Consider the following 18827-nt stretch of genomic DNA (forward strand, 5'->3'; position numbering starts at 1 on the left):
GATCAGCAGCCTCCGGATGGCGTCGCTGCGTTCCTGGGTGAACTCTGTGGCGCTCATCGGGCACCTCCTTCGAACAGGGGTCGATCGTCGGCGAGAGGGGAAGCGAGCTCTGCGAGGCGCTTTCGTGCCCTGGACAGCCGTGACTTCACGGTTCCGTCGGGCACGCCGAGCGCTTGCGCGGCCTGCGAGGTGGTCAGTTCTTCCAGGACGCAGAGCGTGATCACGTCCTGGTCCTGCCTGCTGAGCTTGGCGAAGGCGTCCCGTACCTTCCTGTCGCGCTCGAAGCCGTCGAGCGCGTCATCCACGTGGTCGGCGTGGTCGTCCTGCGGACGCGGTGCGGGGAGCTTGCCGAGCGCGGACCGGTAACGGCGCAGGCTGCGGGTGTGGTTGCGGACCGTGTACGTGGTGGTCACCAGCAGCCAGCCGATGATCGACCCGTCGACGACGCGCACCGCATCCCGTTTGCGCCAGGCCTCGAGGAAGACCACCGCTGTCACGTCCTCGGCGTCGTGCCGCTGCCCGAGGAGTCTCAGGGCGTGGCCGTAGACGCGGTCGCGGTGCCGGTCGAACAACGCCGCGAACGCGGCGCTGTCCCCTCCGCGCGCTGCCGACCAGGACGCCGCCTCGTCGAAATCATCCGTGCTCATACCCTCTACTGTCCGGTCGCGCCCGAACGGTTCCATCCCGTTCTCACCGCGTCACGCCACTCCGGTGACGCGGCCCCGCTCGAACAGATAGCCGACCGCCACCGCACCGGCCACGCAGAGCATGACGGGGGCGAACATGTCCGGTCCCTGGGCAGTGAACTCCATCACCAGCAGCAGCGCGGTCAGCGGGGCGCGCATCGTCACCGCGAGGAAGGCGGCGGCGCCGACCAGGGCGAACACGGCGATGGGGGCACCGCCGGGCCAGACGAGATTCCAGGCGGCGCCGATGGTGAGGCCGAGACCCGCCCCGACCGCCAGAGACGGGGTGAGCGTGCCTCCCGCAGCTCCGGCGCCGATGGTGCCCGCCGTCGCGAACACCTTCAGCAGGGTGATCGCCAGGATCAGCAGCACGGGGAGGGAGGCGGTCATCGCCAGCTGGCCGAGCGAGCGGCCGTTCCCGAGGATCGCGGGGAACCAGAGCGAGACGACGCCGACCGCCGTGAACACGAGCGGCATCACGATCAGGATGCCCCAGGATTTCGGGCGGATGGCCTGCGCGTACTGCATCAGGCGCACGAAGCCGATCGCCGCGAGGCCGATCACCGGACCGGCGAGCACCGCCCAAACCACCACCGACGGGGACAGCGGGAACTGCTCGATCGGGTAGAGCGGGTTGGCGGGGACGACGAGGCGGGCGACCAGCGTCGCGATGGCCGACGACGCCAGGGCGGGCAGCACGGTCGCGAAACTGATCTCCGCCAGCAGGATCTCCACGGCGAACACCGCGCCGCCGAACGGCACGTTGTAGACGGCGGCCAGGCCGGCACCCGCCCCGCAGGCGACCAGGATCCGGCGCTCGCGTGCGCTCACTCCGGCCCTGTCGCTCAGCCAGTCGGCAGCCAGCGCTCCCAGCTCGCGCGGGGCGACCTCACGGCCGATGGATGCGCCGAGACCCACGATCACGACCTGCAGCCCGGCGTTCGCGATGGTGACGAACCACGGCATCCTGCGCCCGCCGACCGCGGACTCCACCGAGACGATCGCGTGCTTCGGCTGGAGGCGCCCCCAGCGGCGGAGCGCCCACCAGCCGACGCCGCCGAGCACACCGGCCACGGCGAGCGCCACCACCCGGTTGACCGGCGGCGCCTGCAGCAGGCCGTCGATGAACGTCCCCTCCGAGTACCCGAAGGCGAGGTGCTGGATCGCGTGCAGCGCGAGGTAGACGAGCCCGCCGCCGATCCCGGCTCCAATGCCGACCAGAGCGGTCACGACCACCAGGCGGATGATCCACTTCGGGGTGCTGGGCAGGGCGATGCGCACGCTCCAACGCTACTGGGTCAGCCCGCCTCGTCGATCAGCCCGCGCAGATATCCGGCGTACCCGCCGTCGACCCTGCCGGTGAGCCTGGCCGAGGTGGTGACCGGATGCAGTTCCGTCTCCGCGATGCGCGCATCCCGTGCCCGGAGGCGTTCGACCAGGGCGACGTCCTCGTCGAGGGCGACGGGGGCGAAGCCGCCGACCGCGAGGTACACGTCTGCCCGCACGCCGAGGTTCGCGCCGTGCACGTGGCCGAGCGTCGCACCGGGATGGTGCTTCGACAGCCAGGCGTGACGGCGGAGCGGGTCCAAGTCGTCGAGCGGGGGAACGACGGCGCCGACGAACGCGTCGGCGCCCGCCAGCGCGCAGTCGAGGTGCTGCGCCAGCCACTCCTCGGGCACCGAGCCGTCGGCGTCCGTGGTCGTGATCCAGACGGCCGCGGGGTCGGCGCCCGCCTCTTCGAGGCCGATGGCCGCACCGAGCGCCCGGCTGCGGCCGACGCTTCCCGCGTTCGTCTCGGCCACGATCACCGACGGGAACCCCGCCGCGATCCCGGCCGACCCGTCTGTGCAGGAGTCGAGGACGAGCACGATGACGGGGGCGCGCATCCCGTGCCGTTCGAGAGCGCGGCCCGACCGGATGATCGAATCGAGGCAGGCCGCCAGCGTCTCCGCCTCGTCTCTGGCAGGGACGACGACCACCACGCGCTCAATGGGGGCGCACTCGATGGCGGCGGTCACGAGAACACCTCCAGAAGGAATGACGCATCCCGGTGCACGACGGTCGCGCTGAGCCCGGACTCTGCCCGGAACGTCGCGTGCGCCTGCTCACCGCTCTGCGCGAAGTCGTCGGCCGAGCCGAGCCAGTGGCAGAGCAGCACCTCGCCGCCCGGCGCCAGCGAGCCGACGATCCTGGCGGTCAGTGCACGCCACTCGTCGTCGGCGAGGTAGTAGGCGAGCTCGGAGACGACCACGAGGTCGAAGGCGCCGTCCGGCCACTGGCCGGGCACGCGCATCCGTGCGACGGCGACGCCCTCGCGTCCGGCCAGGCGGCTGCGGGCCGTCTCGACCGCCGCAGGGGAACCGTCGACGGCGAGCACCGTGTCCGCGCGGCCGGCCAGCTCGCCGGTCAGGGCGCCGACCGAGGCACCGAGTTCCAGGATGCTGCCGTACCGCTCCCGCGGCAGGCTCGCGACGGTCACCGCCCTCTTCCTCCGCTCGTACCAGCGGGAGTGCACCGACCACGGGTCGTCGCTCTCGCGGTGCAGCGCCTCGAAATGCGCGGCCAGGTCGTCGGAGCGGTGGCGCTCGGGCCGGATCAGGATCTCGCGGCCCTCCGTGGCGCGGGCGAGGAATTCGGCCGTGAGCACGCCGTCCTCGTTCTCGGGCGTGTGGTGCTGGGAGGCGAAGGCGTCGAGCGCGGCCGACTTGCGCGCGCGGCTGCGGTCGTCGAGCGGAAGGCCGACGACGCGATCCCACGGCATGTCGGCCGGTTCTCCCCACTGCCAGAGCCAGACCGGGTAGAAGTAGACGGCGTCTCCGGTCTGCGCCCCGGCTTCGCGCAGCTCCCTGCCGAGCGTGCGGTGGTCGCCGTGGCGGTCGCCCGGCCACGGCGCGAGCAGCCAGCGACGGCCGGTGGATGCGGCGGGCGCGCCCGTGGATTCGGCAGTGGATGCGCTGGGCGCGCCGATCGCGCGCTCGACCTCCACACGCAGCCGGTCTGCGTGGTGTTTGAGCGCGCCGTCCGGCAGGCCGAGGAACTGCGGGCGTGCATCCACTCCCAGTCGGTCGAGGGCGGCGCGGAGCTCGGCGGCCCTGGGCTCCTCGGCTGTGTGCTCGTCGTTTCCGGTCGCGACGATCACCCGCACCGGGATCCCCCTCTCTGCGGCGAGCGTCAGCAGGCCGCCGACGGCGATGGTCTCGTCGTCGGGATGCGCGGAGAACACCACCAGCTCGTCCAGCGCATCCAGGGCCTGCGCATCCATCGTCTCGACCTCCGACCACTCCGGGCGCGCCTCCCACTCGGCGGCGGGCGTCACGGTGCGGAGGGCGTCGAACGCTACCATCGGGGGCCGCCGTCCGGCAGGTGCGTGGCCAGGGAGACGTCGTCCGGTCCGCGATGGTACTGGGACACGTACAGGTCGAGGTCGGCGTAGCGGCGGGCCAGCGACTCGTCGAAGGCGAGCGCGGCCGGCCCGAGCACGTCCCGCACGGCGGCGAGGGTCTCGACGACGGCATCGGCGACCGTGCCCCGCACCGCGTGGGCGATGGCGGCCGCATCGTCGCCGCCGGGTCCCGGTCCGTCGATGACGGCCGCTGCGGACGCGAGGTGCGCCCGGGCGGCGTCGAGCATCCGGTACACCCGGCCGGCACGGGATGCGGCCAGCTGGTTCGCGCCGGCACGCTTCGCCTTCGCGATCAGCGCGTCCGCGAACGGCAGGCAGCCGCCCCACCAGGCGGCGGCGACGCCGATAGCACCCCAGCGGAATCCTGGGCGGTCGAGATACCAGCCGGCGTCGCCGACCGGGCGGGCGGTGGCGCCGTCGAAGCGCAGCCGACCGCTCTGCACCTCGGCGAGGCCGCGGGCGACCCACGCGGTGTCCTCCGCCGTCACGCCCGGCTGACGGAGCGAGACCAGGAACATGCGCCGGTCGCCGCCCTCCGTGGTGGCTGTCACCAGCGCATCCGTCAGCCGGGCGCCCAGCGAGCACCAGGGCTTCACACCGTAAAGCACCCAGGCGTCGGCGTCACCGGCAGCTCCCGCGGCAGGAGCCGCACGCAGCACGGACCCGGGCGCCTCCGCCGCGAACACCCCGAACGTCGAGCCCGGCCGTGGGGGCTCCACACCGGCCTCGTGCAGGATCGCGAGAGCATCCAGGTGTGGTTCGAGCACGCGGGCGGCGGTCACGTCCTCCGCGGCGACGCGCTGCAGGAACGCGAACCGCTCGGCCGTCCTGCCCTCGCCGGGGAACGGCGCGAGTTCACCACCGGCTCCCCCACCGCCCTCCAGCGCAGCGAGCAACGGCCCCACCCTGCCCGAGCAGGATGCGGCCGCCTCGAGGTAGCTCTGTTGCGCGGGCCTCACCGCGTGGCGGGGGTGCGGTTCTCCGCGCTCACCATCCACGCGTACTGCTCCAGTGCCGCGATGATCGCGTGCAGCAGGTCGGCGGAGGTCGGGTCGGCCTCGTCCACCTCGTCGTGCACCTCGCGCATCGTCGCGACGGTGGCTTCGAGCCGCTCGGTGATCAGGTCGACGGTCTCCGCCGTGTCGACCTCCCCGTTCGGGAACTCGGGCAGGCTGGTCGTCTTGGCGACGATGGCGCTGCGGCCGTCCGGGGTGGCGTGCAGAGCGCGCAGGCGTTCGGCGACCTCGTCGCTGAACTCGCGAGCCGCCTCGATGATCTCGTCGAGCTGCAGGTGCAGGTCGCGGAAGTTCTTGCCGACGACGTTCCAGTGCGCCTGCTTGCCCTGCAGGTGCAGCTCGATCAGGTCGACGTGCACGCGCTGAAGGTCGGCGACGAGCTCGGGCGACGCAACGAACCCCTTCTCCGCGTGCTCCCGCCGAGTGGTGTGTGCACCGGCGGAGGCGCTGCCCGGCGCCCGCGATCCTGCGGTCCTGGTGGTGGTCTTCGCGCTGGTCGTGGTCGTGGTCTTGGCCATGAGCATCCCATCTCTCGTGTCGATTGGCTGGAACACGAACGGTAGGCGCATCGACGACATCCGTGAACCGCCTTGACGGAACGTGGATGTTCTGCTCAGGCGGCATCCCGATGGGCGTCGCGCAGCAGCTCGGCCACGAGCGCGCGGTACTGCGCGGGGTCGATGCCGAAGGTACGGCGGATCGCCTCGTCTTTCGCCGAGCGATCCGCCGTCTCCGGATGCTCGGCTTCGAACAGGAGCAGGAGTCTCTCGCGCGGCGTCGGCATGTCCCCAGTGTGCAGGGGACCACCGACATCCGGGATGCTCAGCCCTGAACGAGCGCGCCGACCGTCAGCAGCGAGATCGTGTCGGACGTGCACGCGGTGACGTCGGCGTCCTTGATGAACAGCGACTCCTTCGACCCGGGCGGGTAGACGCGGAAGCCGTCGGCCGGCTTCGGCTGGCAGTCGGAGGTCGAGTAGTTGAGCGCCTGCGCGATCTTCAGCGGCGCCGTCGCCGTGCCGCCGGGAGCCAGGGTGACCGTCGGGTGCGGCGTTGACCTGTCGAAGTCCGCCGCCTTGCCGAGCTGGGTGCCGTTGCCGTCCCCGACGAAGGAGACCCCCGGCCAGCCCTGCAGCGCGCACGCCGTCGTGCCGGTGTTCGTCAGCACCAGCGTCACCTCGACGCTGCCCGCCGCTCCCCCGCCGCCCTGTCCGATCGAGCCGGTCAGCTTCGCCGTGTCGCACTGGCCGTCCACCGGGACCGTGGTGCTGGATGCGCTCGGCCGCGGCGACGAGGACGACGTGGTGGACGACGACGCCGGCGTCGAACTCGGCGACCCGCTCGGCGTGGAGGCCGAGCATGCGGTCAGCGCGAGCGCGACGCCGGCGACGATCAGGGAGGCTGTGACGATCCTGGAAGAAGTCATGCCCCTATCTGATCATCATCCGAAGGTGAACGAGTATGCCGAAACACCTTTCGGGATGGTCACGATCACATTTCCGGATTTCGCCGTCGCCGATTTCAGCAGCCGGTACGAGTCCGGGGTGCCGCTGACGTCGATGGTCTTGGTGACGCCGTCCGCCGTGTAACTGACCGTTCCGCTGCCGGAGAGGACCATGCGCACCTCGGAGGCCTTGTAGTTCAGCCGGATGCGCGCATCCTGACCCGTCGGCTCGACGAACTGGGTGTTCAGCGACCACGCGCCGTCGAGGGCGAACGAGTTGGAGCGCTGCTTCGCCGGGAACGAGAACGACGGGGTGCCGGACGAGTACTTCTCGTCTCCGCCGAAGTTCACGACCTTGGTGGTGCCGAGGTAGGTCTCCGGCGTCGTGCTTCCCGCGACCGGCGTGGTGTCCTTCAGCTCGGTGGCGGCCGGCAGGGTCTCGCCGGGCTTCGCATCCTGGAGCAGCTGGCGGATGAGCTTCTCGGTGGAGGCGTAGTTGCCCTCGCCGAACTGCACGTTGCGCACGACGCCCTTGGCGTCGATCAGGTAATGGGCCGGCCAGTAGCGGTTGCGGTAGTTGGTCCAGGTGCTCAGGTTGTTGTCGATGGCCACCGGATACGTGATGCCGAAGCTCTGCGCGCCGGACTCGACGTTGGCGGGCACCTTCTCGAACGCGTACTCGGGCGAGTGGATGCCGATGACGTCGAGTCCCGCATCCCGGTACGCCTTGTCCCACGCCACCACGTGAGGCACGCTGCGCTGGCAGTTGATGCAGGAGTACGCCCAGAAGTCGACGAGCACGACCTTGCCCTTCAGCTGCGAGAGCGCGATCGGCTTGTCGCCCGGGGTGTTGAACCACTGCTGGATGCCCGTGATGTCCGGCGCGATGCCGCAGCTCTGCAGCTGGTCGGAGTTGTTCGTGCACTTGGAGAGGTTCTTGTTCTGATCGTTGACGATGCCGCCGAGGTTGAGCGCCTGCGACACCTGGTCGGAGTTCGAGAACTGGTCCTGCAGGGCGCTGGTGTAGTCGGGGATGAGCCGCTGCAGCGCCTGGGGAAGGTTGAACAGCAGTCCGACGGCGAGCGCCAGCATCAGGACGCCACCGGTGAGCCGGATGCCCTTCTGGTGCTTCCTGAACGACTTCACCCGCTCGGCGACCCTGCGGCCGGCGAGCGCGAAGATGAGCAGCGGGATGGCGGCGCCGATGGCGAACGTGAGGGTGAGGACGATGGTCTCCGGCCCGATCCGGCCCGTCGATCCTGCCACCGTGATGGCGGCGAGCACGGGGCCGGCGCACGGCACGTAGACGGCGCCGAGGGCGATGCCGAGGACGAAGCCGCCACGCTCGGTGCCCACGTTGCGCTGCGGGATCCAGGAGAACGGCTTCTCGAGGTACTCCTCGAACTTCGGCACGATCAGGCCGACGCCGATCAGCACCAGCACGACGATGCCCGCGTACCGCAGCACATCCTGGGGCAGGTGCAGCAGGGCCAGGATGAGCGACCCTGCCAGCGTGAAGACACTGAAGCTGACGACGAGGCCAAGGATGACCTGGTACGGCCGCCAGCGGGAGACGGTCTGCACCTTCTCCTTCACCTTCACCTTCTCCTCGGTGAGCACGGCCTGCGCCGTGCCGGACGAAGATCCGGTCTGCGCGGTCTGGGTCTCCTCCGTCTTCTGGCGCGCACTCTGCGCGCCGCCGGAGAAGAAGATCACCGGCAGGACCGGCAGGATGCACGGCGAGATGCCGGTGATGAGGCCGCCGAGGAAGCCGATGAGAGCGAGGGTGAGGTACATGCCTGGCGTTCGGAACGGAAGGCCCCACGGATTGATCCGGAAGAGATCCGAAGAATCCGCAATCCGATTCCGTGGATGCCCCGAACCCCCTTCGAAGCCGCTGCTGCGGCTCACCACAGCCCACATAGAAGGAGTAGTTCCCATGCGAGTTCAGAAGCGTCACATGATCGCCGCCCTCGGACTCGCCGCAGTGGCCGCCCTCGGTCTCTCGGCGTGTTCCTCCGGAAGCTCGGGCTCCGGCTCGTCCAGCTCGTCGTCGTCGATGACCTCGGAGTCGCCCAGCGCGACGGCGATGGACCCGGCAGCCGACCTCGTCGGCAGCGGATGCGCGGCATACGCCAAGGCCGTCCCGTCCGGCGCAGGCTCGGTCACCGGCATGGCGCAGGACCCGGTGGCGGTCGCGGCAAGCAACAACCCGCTGCTCACCACCTTGGTCGCCTCGGTCTCCGGCAAGCTCAACCCGGACGTGAACCTGGTCGACACCCTCAACGGTAGCGAGTTCACGGTGTTCGCACCGGTCGACGACGCGTTCAAGAAGATCGACGCCGCCACCATCGACACCCTGAAGACGCCGGCAGGAGCCGACACGCTCAAGAAGATCCTGACCTACCACGTCGTGCCCGGCCAGATCGCCCCTGACAAGATCGACGGCACCCACAAGACCGTCGAGGGCGGCGACGTCACCGTCACCGGTAGCGGCGACGACATCATGGTCAACGGGGCCAAGGTCATCTGCGGTGGAGTCCACACCGCCAACGCCACGGTGTACCTCATCGACACCGTGCTGATGCCGCCGGCCAACTGATCCCCTCCGTCGCCGGCAGCATCGAGAGCGGCCCACCGGTTCATCCGGCGGGCCGCTCTTTTCGTCGTCGCGGCGGGCTGGGCGGGGGTCGGCTGCCATGATGGGAGGCATGAAAGGCTTCACCACGTGGATCATCCGGTTCTGGCCGGTCGTCGTACCGATCCTCGGGGTGATCCTGCTCGTCCTCTGCTGGAACGCCGAGCTCGGCCCCGTGCTGGTCACGCTGGTCGCCCTCGTGCTCGCCGCGACGGTGCTCGCGGCCGTGCAGCACGCCGAGGTCGTGGCGCACAAGGTCGGTGAGCCGTTCGGTTCCCTGGTGCTCGCCGTCGCCGTCACGGTGATCGAGGTCGGGCTGATCGTGACGCTGATGTCGAGCGGCAAGGACGCATCCACGTTGGCCAGGGACACGGTGTTCTCGGCGGTGATGATCACCATGAACGGCATCGTCGGCCTGTCGCTGCTGCTCAGCTCCACCAGGAACACCAGCAGCAAATTCAACGCCCAGGGCAGCGGAGCCGCGCTCGCCACGGTGGTCACGCTCGCGACGCTGACGATGGTGCTCCCCACCTTCACCGAGACGCCGGGCCCGCAGTTCTCGCCCAGCCAGCTCGTCTTCGCTGCGATCGCGTCCGTGGTCGTGTACGCGATGTTCGTCTTCACCCAGACGGTCGCGCACCGCGACTACTTCCTCCCGGTGACCGCCAAAGGCAAACCGCTCGACGAGGACACCCACGCCGAGCGACCGTCCACCCGGACCGCGATGATCAGCCTCGGGCTGCTGTTCCTCGCGCTGGTCGCGGTGGTGGGTCTCGCCAAGCTGGAATCGCCGTCGATCGAGCGCGGCGTCGAAGCCGTCGGCCTCCCGCAGTCGTTCGTCGGCGTCGTCATCGCCCTGCTCGTGCTGCTCCCCGAGGGCATCGCCGCCGCGAAGGCCGCGACACGCAACCGGATGCAGACCAGCATGAACCTGGCGCTCGGCTCGGCCATCGCCAGCATCGGGCTGACGATCCCGTCGATCGCCGTCGCATCCATCTGGCTCACCGGACCGCTGCATCTCGGGCTCGGCGCCAGCCAGATCGTGCTGCTCGCCCTGACGGTCGGGGTGAGCATCCTGACGATCATGCCCGGGCGTGCTGTGCGGCTGCAGGGCGGCATCCACCTGGTGCTGTTCGCGGCGTTCATCTTCCTGTCCATCGCGCCGTGACCGGTGCCGGGGCTAGCCTGAGGCATGGCCCCGGTGTATCGGAAAGACCCGCGCGTCGACGCGTACCTCGACGGGCTGCCCGCCTGGCAGCGTGACATCTTCGCCCAGCTGCGCGACATTATCCACGAGGCGGACCCCGCCATCGAGGAGACGATCAAACGCACGGTGCGGCCGTACTTCGTGCTCGACGGCACCGTCTGCGCGTTCCTCGCGGCGAAAGACCACGTGAACCTGTTCGTCTACGACGGGGGCATCGTGCCGGACCCGCACGGACTCATCACCGCAGGAAACGGCAACACGACGGCGCGCACCATCGGATTCACCGAGGGGCAGCCCATCCGGCGGGAGCCGCTGCTGGCGTTCCTGCGTGCGATCGTCGCGGACAATCGCGCGGGAGGCTGGCGCAGCATCGTGGCACGGGGGCAAGCTGGGTCGTAGGGCGGCGCTCCCCGCGCGGCCACGACGCGAGACGAGGTGGATGCGATGACCGCTGAACGAGAACCGATCGAGTACCCCGACGAGGCCGGATACCCGGACGGCGAAGGCTTCCTCGACGAGGGCACCGCGCATCCGGATGCGGCGGCCGGGACGGACGATGCGCCGTCGCTCGACGGGCTGGCGGCGTTCGCCGACACCGACGAGGAGGACGACGAGCCGGGCGGCGGCCCGGACGTGTGACGCCGCGGCGGAGATCGGGGGCCCATCCGGCTGGAAACTCCGCCCGAGCGGAGTCGCGCTCGGCGTGGCGGACCGAAAGTCCTCCGTGAGCGAGCCGCCGTGGCGGCGACCGCTCCAGCGGAGTTCCTGGCGACACGCCGCGGCAGACTCCGCTCGGACGGAGATTCGGCGGCGAGCCGCGCTCGACTCCGCTCGAACGGAGATTCGGATCGGTAGTGGTCAGGTGCCGGGGGCGGCATCCGGACGCGCAGCGGCGTCCGGTTCGGGGGCTGCGTGGCGGCCGCGGCGGCGCTGCGGCGGGAGCGTGCGGCCGTCGTGGAGTTCCAGGACGCGGTCGGCGCGGGCCATCAGCAGCGGGTCGTGCGTGGTGACGACGGCGGCCACGCCGCTGCTGTGCACGAGGTCGACGAGCAGGTCCATCATCGCTGCGCCGGTGACGCTGTCGAGCTGGCCGGTCGGCTCGTCCGCGAACAGGATGCGCGGGCGTGCTGCGAGCGCGCGGGCGATGCCGACGCGCTGCTGCTGGCCTCCCGACAGTTCGGTGGGGCGCTGTTTGGCATGACCGGAGAGTCCGACCAGGTCGAGCAGTTCGGCGACGCGCGCATCCCGGTCGGCGGGCGCTGTGCCGAGCAGCCGGAGCGGGACCTCCACGTTCTCGGCGGCCGAGAGCACGGGCACGAGGCCGAACGCCTGGAAGACGAAGCCGATGCTCTCCCTTCGCAGCTGCACCAGCTCGGCCTCCGACGCGGTGGTCAGCTCGGTGTCGCCGATCCAGACCTGCCCGGAGGTGGGGGTGTCGAGGCCCCCGAGCACGTTGAGCAGCGTGGTCTTGCCGGAGCCGGAGCGGCCCCTCACCACCAGCAGCTCACCGGGATGCACATCGAGCGACACCTCGGCGAGCGCGGTCACCGTGCCCGCCTCCGTCTCGAACACGCGGCCGACGCCCTCGGCGCGCAGGATGGGTTGCGGGGTGGTGGGCGCGGTGGTGGACGCGCTGGTGGGGCTGGTGGCCTGTTCGTCGGCGAGCGTCATGAGTCTCCTCCGGTGGTTTCGGCCGTCTCCGTGTCGTGCGGCCAGACGCCGACGTGGTCGGTCTCGAGCGCGAGGCGGACGCGGTCGCGCATCCCGAGGGTGGTGAGGTACTCCGGCGGCAGCTGGAGACGTCCGACGCGGTCGAGCACGGCGAACTCCTCTGCCACGGTGTGCTCGTCGCCGCTCTCGCTGATGCCGGTGCGGCGCAGTACCTCGGTGGAGGTGCGGCCATCCCGGATTTGCACCGTGCGGGCGACGTGCTCGGAGACGGCGGGGTCGTGGGTGACGATGAGCGTCGTCACCCCCAGCTCCCTGTTGACGCCGCGCATCGCTTCGAGCACTTCGGCGGAGGTCGCCTCGTCCAGCTCGCCCGTCGGCTCGTCGGCGAGGAGGACGCGCGGGTCGTTGGCGAGGCCGACCGCGATGGCCACCCGCTGCTGTTCGCCTCCGGACATCTCAGTGGGGCGCCTGTCCGCGCAGTGCGACACTTCGAGCAGGTCGAGGAGTTCCTGCGACCGCTCCCTGCGGCCGGGCGTCTTCGCCAGCGACATGGTGAGCGCGATGTTCTCGCGGGCGGTCAGATACGGCAGCAGGTTGCGGGAGGTCTGCTGCCAGACGAAGCCGACCGTGCGCCTGCGGTAGTCGACGCGCTGGGCGGAGGTCAGGCCGAGCAGGTCGCGGCCCGCCACGGACGCGCTGCCCGCCGTCGGCTTGTCGAGCCCGGAGAGGATGCCGAGCAGCGTCGACTTCCCCGACCCGGATGCGCCGACGATGGCGACCAGGTCGCCGCTGCCGACGCGCAGGTTGAGACCCTGCAGCGCCTGCACCTCCACACCGTCCGCACTGAAGATGCGCACGAGGTCGGAGCAGACGATGCTGGCGTCCTGGTGCACCGCATCCTGCAGCTTTGCATCCCGCAGCTCCGCATCCTGGCGCGTGGTGGTCATGTCGGTCATTCTTCCCCTCCTGCCCGGAGCACGGTGGCCGGTGACCGGCGTCGCGCACCCGCGAGTGCGATGAGTGTTGCCGCCGCGGTGACGACGGCGAAGCCGACCGCCGCTCCGGCGATGAGCACGGGATCGATCACCACGGCCGGCCGCACCGGCCCTCCGGTGAAGCCGGTGAGGTCGATCGGGGTCAGCACCACTGCCGGCAGCGCAAGGCCGACCAGGATGCCCGCGATCAGCCCGACCGCGAGCACCGGTCCGAGCTCCCAGCCGAGCAGGCCGGCCGTCTGCCTGCCGGTGAAGCCGATGGTGCGCAGCGTGGCGACCAGCCTGGTCCTGGATGCGGTGTTCATCACCAGCGTCAGCAGCAGCGCGCCGATGCACATCAGGGCGGAGAGCGCGATCGAGACCAGTGCGACCGTCTCGAGCCCGGAGACGAGCGGCGCCTTCCGCAGCACGGACTGCTGCTCCACTGCATCCCCGATGATCGCCCCTGGGCCGGCGACGGAGGCGAGCGCGGTGTGGACCGCCGAGGCGTCCGCACCGGGGCGGAGCGCGACGAGCACCGTCGACGGCCGCTGCGTCAGCGTGATCGCGGACGGCAGGCCGGTCTTGTCGATGATCGTCCACTCCGCATCCCGGATGTAGACGCCCGGTGTGAACGAGAACGCCGTGACGCCCAGGTGCACCGTCGTGTCCGTGTACAGGATGGCGCTCGTCACCGGGATCTTCGGGCTCCAGCCGCCGATCACCGCCGCCGTGCGCCCGGGGACGCTCGCCCGCAGCGCCGTGGAGACGCGCGCGCTCTCCGGCACGTTGCCCTCGACGGCCGCCAGCTCTTTCGGGTCGACGAGGTAGCCGCTCAGGTCGCCGCCCTGCGTGCCCGCCCGCACGTCGAGGCCGCCCGCCGAGTAGACGATGGCGGAGTGGGCGACGCCGGGCACCGAGCGCAGGCGGTCGAGCTGGTCGTCGGTGAAGGCCACAGGAGTGGACACGCTGAGGTCCGCACCGACCGCCGCGTGCGCCCCGCCCTCGATCCCGGCGCGCTCCGTGCTCAGCACGGCGGCGGAGAACACGGTGATGCTCACGCCGGCCACCAGCGCGAACACCGGCCACAGGCCGCCGGCGCGCGACCGGACAGCGGTCGTCGAGCCGATCGCCGCGACGGCTCCCCTGCGCCTGCGCAGCAGAGCGGCCAGCCAGCCGAGCGGAAGCGGGTAGAGCCGCAGCACGAGCACGCAGGCGGCCAGAGCGATCAGGATGGGCGTGACCGCGAGGAGCGGGTCGATGCCGAGCCCGGCATCCTGCGACGGAGCAGCCGTGCCGCGCTGGAACAGCGTGACGACGCCTGCCACAGCCAGCCCGACCGCGAGCACTTCGAGCACCCAGCCCCAGCGCCGCCGTGCCGATCGCTCGCCGCGGAGGTCGTCGCGCGGGCCGAGCGCCCCGGCCGCCACCGCCAGGATGAGCGGGGGCGCGACCGCGCAGCACACGGCCAGAGCCACCGAGAGTCCTGCCGGCCCGCCGCGCGGCGTCAGCAGCAGCGCGGCCACGAGCCCGAGCGCAGCGGCGGGGATCGACACGGCGGCCCCCTCCGCCGCCAGCCCCCAGCGCAGCCGGGACGGGGATGCGCCCCGGGCGGCCATCAGCGCGAGCGCGTCCCTGCGCCTCCCGAGCACGAGCCGCACACCGAGGACGAGCACGGCCAGCGCGACGCCGAGAGGTCCGGCGGCGAGGATGGCGAACAGGGTCGCCGCCGGTTGCGCCCTCACCGTGTACTCGGCGAGCGAGCGGTCGAGCTGGGTGCTGAACCGGAGCGCCGTGGGCACGCCGCCGATGGTTGCGGTGGGCGTGGTGGCGAGGAACCGGCCGAGGGCACCGCTGACCGCATCCAGCCTGTCGACGCTGAAGGCCGATGGCTCGACGGGGAACCAGCCCTCTGTGACCGTGCCGGGAAGGGAACGCGCGACGGTCGGCCAGGAGTCTGCGGCCACCCAGACGACGCCGCTGTACTTCTTGCCGGCATCGCCCAGGTCGGCGAAGCTGCCGGACGCCCGGACGGTGTCGAGATTCCAGAAGTCGGCTGCGGGGTCGCGCGGGGTGACGGTGCCGACCAGGGTCAGCCGGGATTCGCCGAGGATGCGGGACTGGCCGATGGTCCAGCCGACGAGCTTCGCCGCTGCGGTGGTCATCACCACCTGCGCGTTGACAGGAGGGCCCGTCTCCGTGACGACGATCCCCGTCTGCTGGGCGGCCGGGTCCGGCACCGGTTGCATGGGCGCGGTGGACAGGGTGGCGACCGTCGCCCTGTCCGGCCAGGCGCCGGCATCCAGGGTCGCGACGCCGCGCAGCTGCTGGTAGGCCGCGACGGTCGTGAAGTAGTGGCCGTCGGAGGAGGCTCCGGCCGGCGGGCTGGTCGGCAACTCCTCGGACGCCGCCGAGTACTGGCCCTTCTCGGTCACCTGGCGCAGCGGGGCCGTCATGCCCCTGCGCACGGCGTCGAGTGCTCCCGGCATGGCCTTCCAGGCCGCTCCCGGATCGTCGACGATGATGCCGCCCGGCTGGCCCATGCCCGACTTGACGACGGTCACCAGGTCGCGGTTGACCGGCTGCGCCTGGTCGAGCCCGTACTGCAGGTCGCTGGTGAGGAGGGTGTCGGCGAAGCGCGGCCAGGCGGTCAGCGCCGTGGTCGCGACGAGCACGACGACGCCGAGCATGATCAGCCCGCCCCGGAAGGCGGAGGCGGCACGCACCGCCAGGCCCACGCTGCCGAGGGAGGAAGTCATCGCGTCTCCTCCCGGTACGTCGTGTCCAGTACCTGCCTGCGCACCGCTCGGCCGTATGCCCACAGCACCACCGCGACCGCGGCGCCGAGCAGCACGAGCGCGCCGAGAAGCGCGGGAAGGTCGACGGCTCCGCGCACCGACAGGGTGGGCGGGGCGGTGACGACGGAGAGCCTGGCGAGCGCGTTCCCGGCGAGCAGGAACACCGCGACGCCGCCCGCCAGCCCGAACACGGCTGCGGCCGCCACGATCCCGGCCAGCTCGATCCGGCGGCTGCGGGCCTGCTGCCGTGAGCTCATCCCGACCGCGCGCAGCACGGCGACCTCTGCGCGGCGCCCGCGGAGCAGCGCGGCGATGGTGGCGCCGATGGCCACGATGGCCAGCAGCGCGCATCCGGCCGTCCCGAGCCAGAGGCTCACGATGGCGCTCGACATGAAGCGGGAGACGAAGTCGCCGGAGGCGTCGGCCACGACGGCATCCGGACCCGCCAGGCGCTGGGCGGCGGCGGCAACGGCGCCCGGGGAGTCCGTGGCCAGCCAGACCGTGCCGAGTCGTGGTGGAGCAGGCTGGGCGCGGAGGGCGGCGTCGCTGAGCGCGCGCTGGTCGACCAGCACCGCCACTGGATCGCTCGTGCCGGGAACGGCGGCGACGACGGCGGCGATCGTGCCTCGCGCAGACACCCAGGCCGCGTCGAGGTCGATCGTGTCGCCGACCGCGAGCGAATCCTGCTGGGCGGCGCTGGCCGTGACCGCGACCGGCAGCTTCCCTGTCGTCGGCGGCATGACGCGCACCAGGCCGTCCGCGCCGCGCACACCGTCTGCGCGCTTCCAGGAGGCGATGTCGATGGTGTCCGAGCCGGCAGCGACCGAGCGGATGCGCGGTGTTGCGGTCGCCGCGCCCGTGGAACCGGCTGCGCCCTGGGCCGCGGCCGGTCGCGCGTCCACCGCGGCGAGCGTCCACCGTCCACCGTCCGGCACGGTGGCGCTGAACCGGCCGGATGCGCCGGGCGCGGCGACGAGCGGCGCGAGCGCTCCCCGCGCATCCACCACCCAGAACGTGACGGCGGCGGTGGATGCGGTCTGCGCGGTGAGCGTCTTCGCCCCCGCCGGGAGCTCCGGCCCTGCAAGGCGGGCCGCGTCGGTCAGCTTCCTGCTCACGTCGCCCGTGTCGAGCATGTACCCGCCGACCCTGGTCAGCTGCGGCAGCCGTCCGGCATCGAGCGCGACCAGCGTGACGGTGCCCTGACCGAGTCCCGCGTCGGTGACCAGCCCCGGCGACGCGGCCGTCACGGACGGGACGCCCGCCAGCGCATCCACGTGCGGCAGGTCTTCCGGACCGCGGACGACACCGGCGAGCCCGGAGTCGACGCGCACGTCGGCGCCGGTGACGAGCCGGGACGAGTCGCGCAGGAAACCGGACCAGGTGCCGACGTATCCCGCGGAGAACGTGGCAGCGCCGACCGTCAGCACGATGAGCGCGACCGGGGCGGCGAACAGCGCGAGCCCCCGCCCCACCTGCCGGGCGGGCAGCACGCCGGAGAGCCCGCGGCCACGCGCCGCGACGCCCTCGACGGCCGCGGCCGACGGGCCGAACAGCACCAGGCCGAGCACCGCGATCGCGCACAGCACGGCGGCGGGAGCGATGACGCCGATCGGGTCCACTCTGCCGTCCGCAGACACCGGGGAGCCGAACGCCACGAACCGCCACAGCGTGAGTCCGGCGGCGGCGAACGCGAGCACGCCGACCCCGATGGATGCTGTCGTCCTCGCCCGTCCTGCCTCCACGGCTCCCGGCGTCCCGCTCGCCGCGCGCGCGGACCCCGCGGTCACCACGGCCGAGCAGGCGACGGCCGCCGCCAGCACCAGCAGCGGGGGCGCGACCAGTTCGAGCACCCCGCCGACGCCGCCGACCGCGCCTCCGACCATCCCGAGCAGCACCGCCTGCGCCGCCCCGAAGCCGAGCACGGCGCCCAGGAGTCCCACCAGCACGGCCTCGACAGAGCCCGCACCGACGAGCTCGCCGACGGTCGCGCCCCTCGCCCGCAGCACGCGCGTCTCCGCCAGCCGCGACCGGGCGAGCAACTGGGCGAGCAGGATGAGCGCGACGACGGAGCACACCGCCAGCACGGACAGCGGAACGGGGACGACCGCGGCGAGCGCGCCCACCGACTGCCGCATCGCCGTCACGGTGGCGAGCGCGTCGCCCTGCGTGGAGAACGGAGAGGAGGACGCCGTCGAGCTCTCGGTGAGGGCATCCGTGACCGTGCGGAAACCGGACTGCAGGCGCTGGAGCTGCGCCGCGGTCGTGGCGCGCGCATCCGGTGCCACCACCCACTGCACGGATTCGGAATCGGAGAGGGTGCGGAGGGCCTCGGGGGTGAGGATGGCCCGGCCGTCCGTGCCGCCCGACCCTGGGGTGAGGCCGAGCCACGCGGGCGCGGACGGAGAGATGGGGCGCCAGACGCCGGAGACGGTGAAGGTGCGCGTGCCGGTGTCGCCCGTGGTGCTGAGCGTCGACCCGGCGTGGACGCCGATGGTCTTCGCCAGCTCGGCGTCGACGGCGATCTGCTTCGGCCCGGTGGGCCAGGCGCCGGCGGTGAGCCTGGCTCGTGCGAGGAGGGCGTCGTCTGCGGCGAGCGCGAGCATCGACCTGTCGCCGGTGAGCGGCACCGCGGCCACGTACGCCGAACGGTCGACCGTGACCGATGCCCCGGAGAAGTGCGTGGCGACGATGGACCGCACGGTCGCATCCTGCTCGTCGGCGTCGGAACTCAGCGTCCCCTGCTCCGCCTGCGCCACCGACACGGCCGGACCGGCCTCGATGCTCTGCCGCACCGCGACCGTCGGCGACCGCACGGCCAGACCGACCATCGTGCTCGCCAGCAGGGTGACCACCAGCACGGTGAGGGCGGTGGCGGCCAGCACCCCGGCCTGCGCGCGCGAACGCTGCACCCAGAACGCACGGATGCGTCCCTCACTCCCCCCGGATGCACGCATTGCACAAAACTATCGCGCGCGAACGCAAAAGATCAGC

General features: G+C 71.8%; 17 protein-coding genes. 4 read left to right on the forward strand and 13 right to left on the reverse strand.

Annotated elements, in window-relative coordinates; genetic code table 11:
• Positions 1-53: 53 nt before the first annotated feature.
• The 9 genes from B7438_RS17750 to B7438_RS17785 form a co-directional block, all read right to left on the reverse strand.
• Positions 54-647 carry an RNA polymerase sigma factor gene (locus B7438_RS17750; protein WP_085371018.1) on the reverse strand — a complete coding sequence of 198 codons (594 nt, stop codon included), beginning with the start codon at positions 645-647 and terminating at the stop codon, positions 54-56.
• A gap of 51 nt (positions 648-698) precedes the next feature.
• Entirely contained in the window at positions 699-1967 is a 1269-nt protein-coding gene (locus B7438_RS17755) for a chloride channel protein (RefSeq protein ID WP_256922112.1), read from the reverse strand.
• A gap of 17 nt (positions 1968-1984) precedes the next feature.
• Complete coding sequence (locus tag B7438_RS17760) at positions 1985-2704, reverse strand: glycosyltransferase family 2 protein (protein WP_256922113.1); 720 nt, start codon at positions 2702-2704, stop codon at positions 1985-1987.
• A complete protein-coding gene (locus tag B7438_RS17765; protein ID WP_085371019.1) occupies positions 2701-4029 on the reverse strand; it encodes a bifunctional PIG-L family deacetylase/class I SAM-dependent methyltransferase in 1329 nt (442 codons plus the stop codon). The genes B7438_RS17760 and B7438_RS17765 overlap by 4 nt, the downstream gene beginning before the upstream one ends.
• Complete coding sequence (locus tag B7438_RS17770; RefSeq protein WP_085371020.1) at positions 4023-5048, reverse strand: acyl-CoA dehydrogenase; 1026 nt, start codon at positions 5046-5048, stop codon at positions 4023-4025. Before B7438_RS17770 ends, B7438_RS17765 begins: the two co-directional genes overlap by 7 nt.
• The gene (locus B7438_RS17775; protein WP_085371052.1) at positions 5045-5623 is read right to left on the reverse strand and encodes a Dps family protein; all 579 of its coding nucleotides are present in this window, start codon (positions 5621-5623) and stop codon (positions 5045-5047) included. The genes B7438_RS17770 and B7438_RS17775 overlap by 4 nt, the downstream gene beginning before the upstream one ends.
• 95 nt (positions 5624-5718) lie before the next feature.
• Entirely contained in the window at positions 5719-5889 is a 171-nt protein-coding gene (locus B7438_RS20400; RefSeq protein ID WP_143466040.1) for a DUF3263 domain-containing protein, read from the reverse strand.
• 38 nt (positions 5890-5927) lie between these two features.
• A complete protein-coding gene (locus tag B7438_RS17780; RefSeq protein WP_085371021.1) occupies positions 5928-6530 on the reverse strand; it encodes a DUF4232 domain-containing protein in 603 nt (200 codons plus the stop codon).
• Positions 6531-6545: 15 nt separating this feature from the next.
• Positions 6546-8345 carry a cytochrome c biogenesis protein DipZ gene (locus B7438_RS17785; RefSeq protein WP_085371022.1) on the reverse strand — a complete coding sequence of 600 codons (1800 nt, stop codon included), beginning with the start codon at positions 8343-8345 and terminating at the stop codon, positions 6546-6548.
• A 142-nt stretch (positions 8346-8487) separates the two neighbouring features.
• Here B7438_RS17785 and B7438_RS17790 point away from each other — a divergent pair, with 142 nt between their 5' ends.
• The 4 genes from B7438_RS17790 (at position 8488) to B7438_RS17805 (ending at position 11032) form a co-directional block, all read left to right on the forward strand.
• Positions 8488-9150 carry a fasciclin domain-containing protein gene (locus tag B7438_RS17790; protein ID WP_085371023.1) on the forward strand — a complete coding sequence of 221 codons (663 nt, stop codon included), beginning with the start codon at positions 8488-8490 and terminating at the stop codon, positions 9148-9150.
• 109 nt (positions 9151-9259) lie between these two features.
• The gene (locus B7438_RS17795; protein WP_085371024.1) at positions 9260-10354 is read left to right on the forward strand and encodes a calcium:proton antiporter; all 1095 of its coding nucleotides are present in this window, start codon (positions 9260-9262) and stop codon (positions 10352-10354) included.
• Positions 10355-10378: 24 nt separating this feature from the next.
• The gene (locus tag B7438_RS17800; RefSeq protein WP_085371025.1) at positions 10379-10792 is read left to right on the forward strand and encodes a DUF1801 domain-containing protein; all 414 of its coding nucleotides are present in this window, start codon (positions 10379-10381) and stop codon (positions 10790-10792) included.
• A 45-nt stretch (positions 10793-10837) separates the two neighbouring features.
• Positions 10838-11032: a hypothetical protein gene (locus B7438_RS17805; RefSeq protein ID WP_085371026.1), complete on the forward strand. Its 195-nt coding sequence runs from the start codon at positions 10838-10840 to the stop codon at positions 11030-11032.
• A 219-nt stretch (positions 11033-11251) separates the two neighbouring features.
• On the opposite strand, the gene B7438_RS17810 is transcribed toward B7438_RS17805, so the two are convergent.
• Genes B7438_RS17810 through B7438_RS17825 form a run of 4 tightly spaced genes read right to left on the reverse strand, consistent with a single transcriptional unit; the run spans position 11252 to position 18790 of the window.
• Positions 11252-12064, reverse strand: a complete 813-nt coding sequence (locus tag B7438_RS17810; protein WP_085371027.1) for an ABC transporter ATP-binding protein — start codon at positions 12062-12064, stop codon at positions 11252-11254.
• A complete protein-coding gene (locus tag B7438_RS17815) occupies positions 12061-13011 on the reverse strand; it encodes an ABC transporter ATP-binding protein (RefSeq protein WP_085371053.1) in 951 nt (316 codons plus the stop codon). Before B7438_RS17815 ends, B7438_RS17810 begins: the two co-directional genes overlap by 4 nt.
• Before the next feature lie 5 nt (positions 13012-13016).
• Positions 13017-15797: an FtsX-like permease family protein gene (locus tag B7438_RS17820; protein WP_085371028.1), complete on the reverse strand. Its 2781-nt coding sequence runs from the start codon at positions 15795-15797 to the stop codon at positions 13017-13019.
• A complete protein-coding gene (locus B7438_RS17825) occupies positions 15794-18790 on the reverse strand; it encodes an FtsX-like permease family protein (protein ID WP_085371029.1) in 2997 nt (998 codons plus the stop codon). Before B7438_RS17825 ends, B7438_RS17820 begins: the two co-directional genes overlap by 4 nt.
• Positions 18791-18827 lie beyond the last annotated feature (37 nt).

The organism is Leifsonia sp. NCR5 (genome assembly GCF_002105485.1).
Lineage (GTDB): Bacteria > Actinomycetota > Actinomycetes > Actinomycetales > Microbacteriaceae > Leifsonia.

Coding starts and splice junctions, on each gene's coding strand:
- B7438_RS17750 (WP_085371018.1), bottom strand. CDS start 647: ATGAGCACGGATGATTTCGACGAGGCGGCGTCCTGGTCGGCAGCGCGC.
- B7438_RS17765 (WP_085371019.1), bottom strand. CDS start 4,029: ATGGTAGCGTTCGACGCCCTCCGCACCGTGACGCCCGCCGCCGAGTGG.
- B7438_RS17775 (WP_085371052.1), bottom strand. CDS start 5,623: ATGGCCAAGACCACGACCACGACCAGCGCGAAGACCACCACCAGGACC.
- B7438_RS20400 (WP_143466040.1), bottom strand. CDS start 5,889: ATGCCGACGCCGCGCGAGAGACTCCTGCTCCTGTTCGAAGCCGAGCAT.
- B7438_RS17780 (WP_085371021.1), bottom strand. CDS start 6,530: ATGACTTCTTCCAGGATCGTCACAGCCTCCCTGATCGTCGCCGGCGTC.
- B7438_RS17785 (WP_085371022.1), bottom strand. CDS start 8,345: ATGTACCTCACCCTCGCTCTCATCGGCTTCCTCGGCGGCCTCATCACC.
- B7438_RS17790 (WP_085371023.1), top strand. CDS start 8,488: ATGCGAGTTCAGAAGCGTCACATGATCGCCGCCCTCGGACTCGCCGCA.
- B7438_RS17795 (WP_085371024.1), top strand. CDS start 9,260: ATGAAAGGCTTCACCACGTGGATCATCCGGTTCTGGCCGGTCGTCGTA.
- B7438_RS17800 (WP_085371025.1), top strand. CDS start 10,379: ATGGCCCCGGTGTATCGGAAAGACCCGCGCGTCGACGCGTACCTCGAC.
- B7438_RS17805 (WP_085371026.1), top strand. CDS start 10,838: ATGACCGCTGAACGAGAACCGATCGAGTACCCCGACGAGGCCGGATAC.
- B7438_RS17810 (WP_085371027.1), bottom strand. CDS start 12,064: ATGACGCTCGCCGACGAACAGGCCACCAGCCCCACCAGCGCGTCCACC.
- B7438_RS17815 (WP_085371053.1), bottom strand. CDS start 13,011: ATGACCACCACGCGCCAGGATGCGGAGCTGCGGGATGCAAAGCTGCAG.
- B7438_RS17820 (WP_085371028.1), bottom strand. CDS start 15,797: ATGACTTCCTCCCTCGGCAGCGTGGGCCTGGCGGTGCGTGCCGCCTCC.
- B7438_RS17825 (WP_085371029.1), bottom strand. CDS start 18,790: ATGCGTGCATCCGGGGGGAGTGAGGGACGCATCCGTGCGTTCTGGGTG.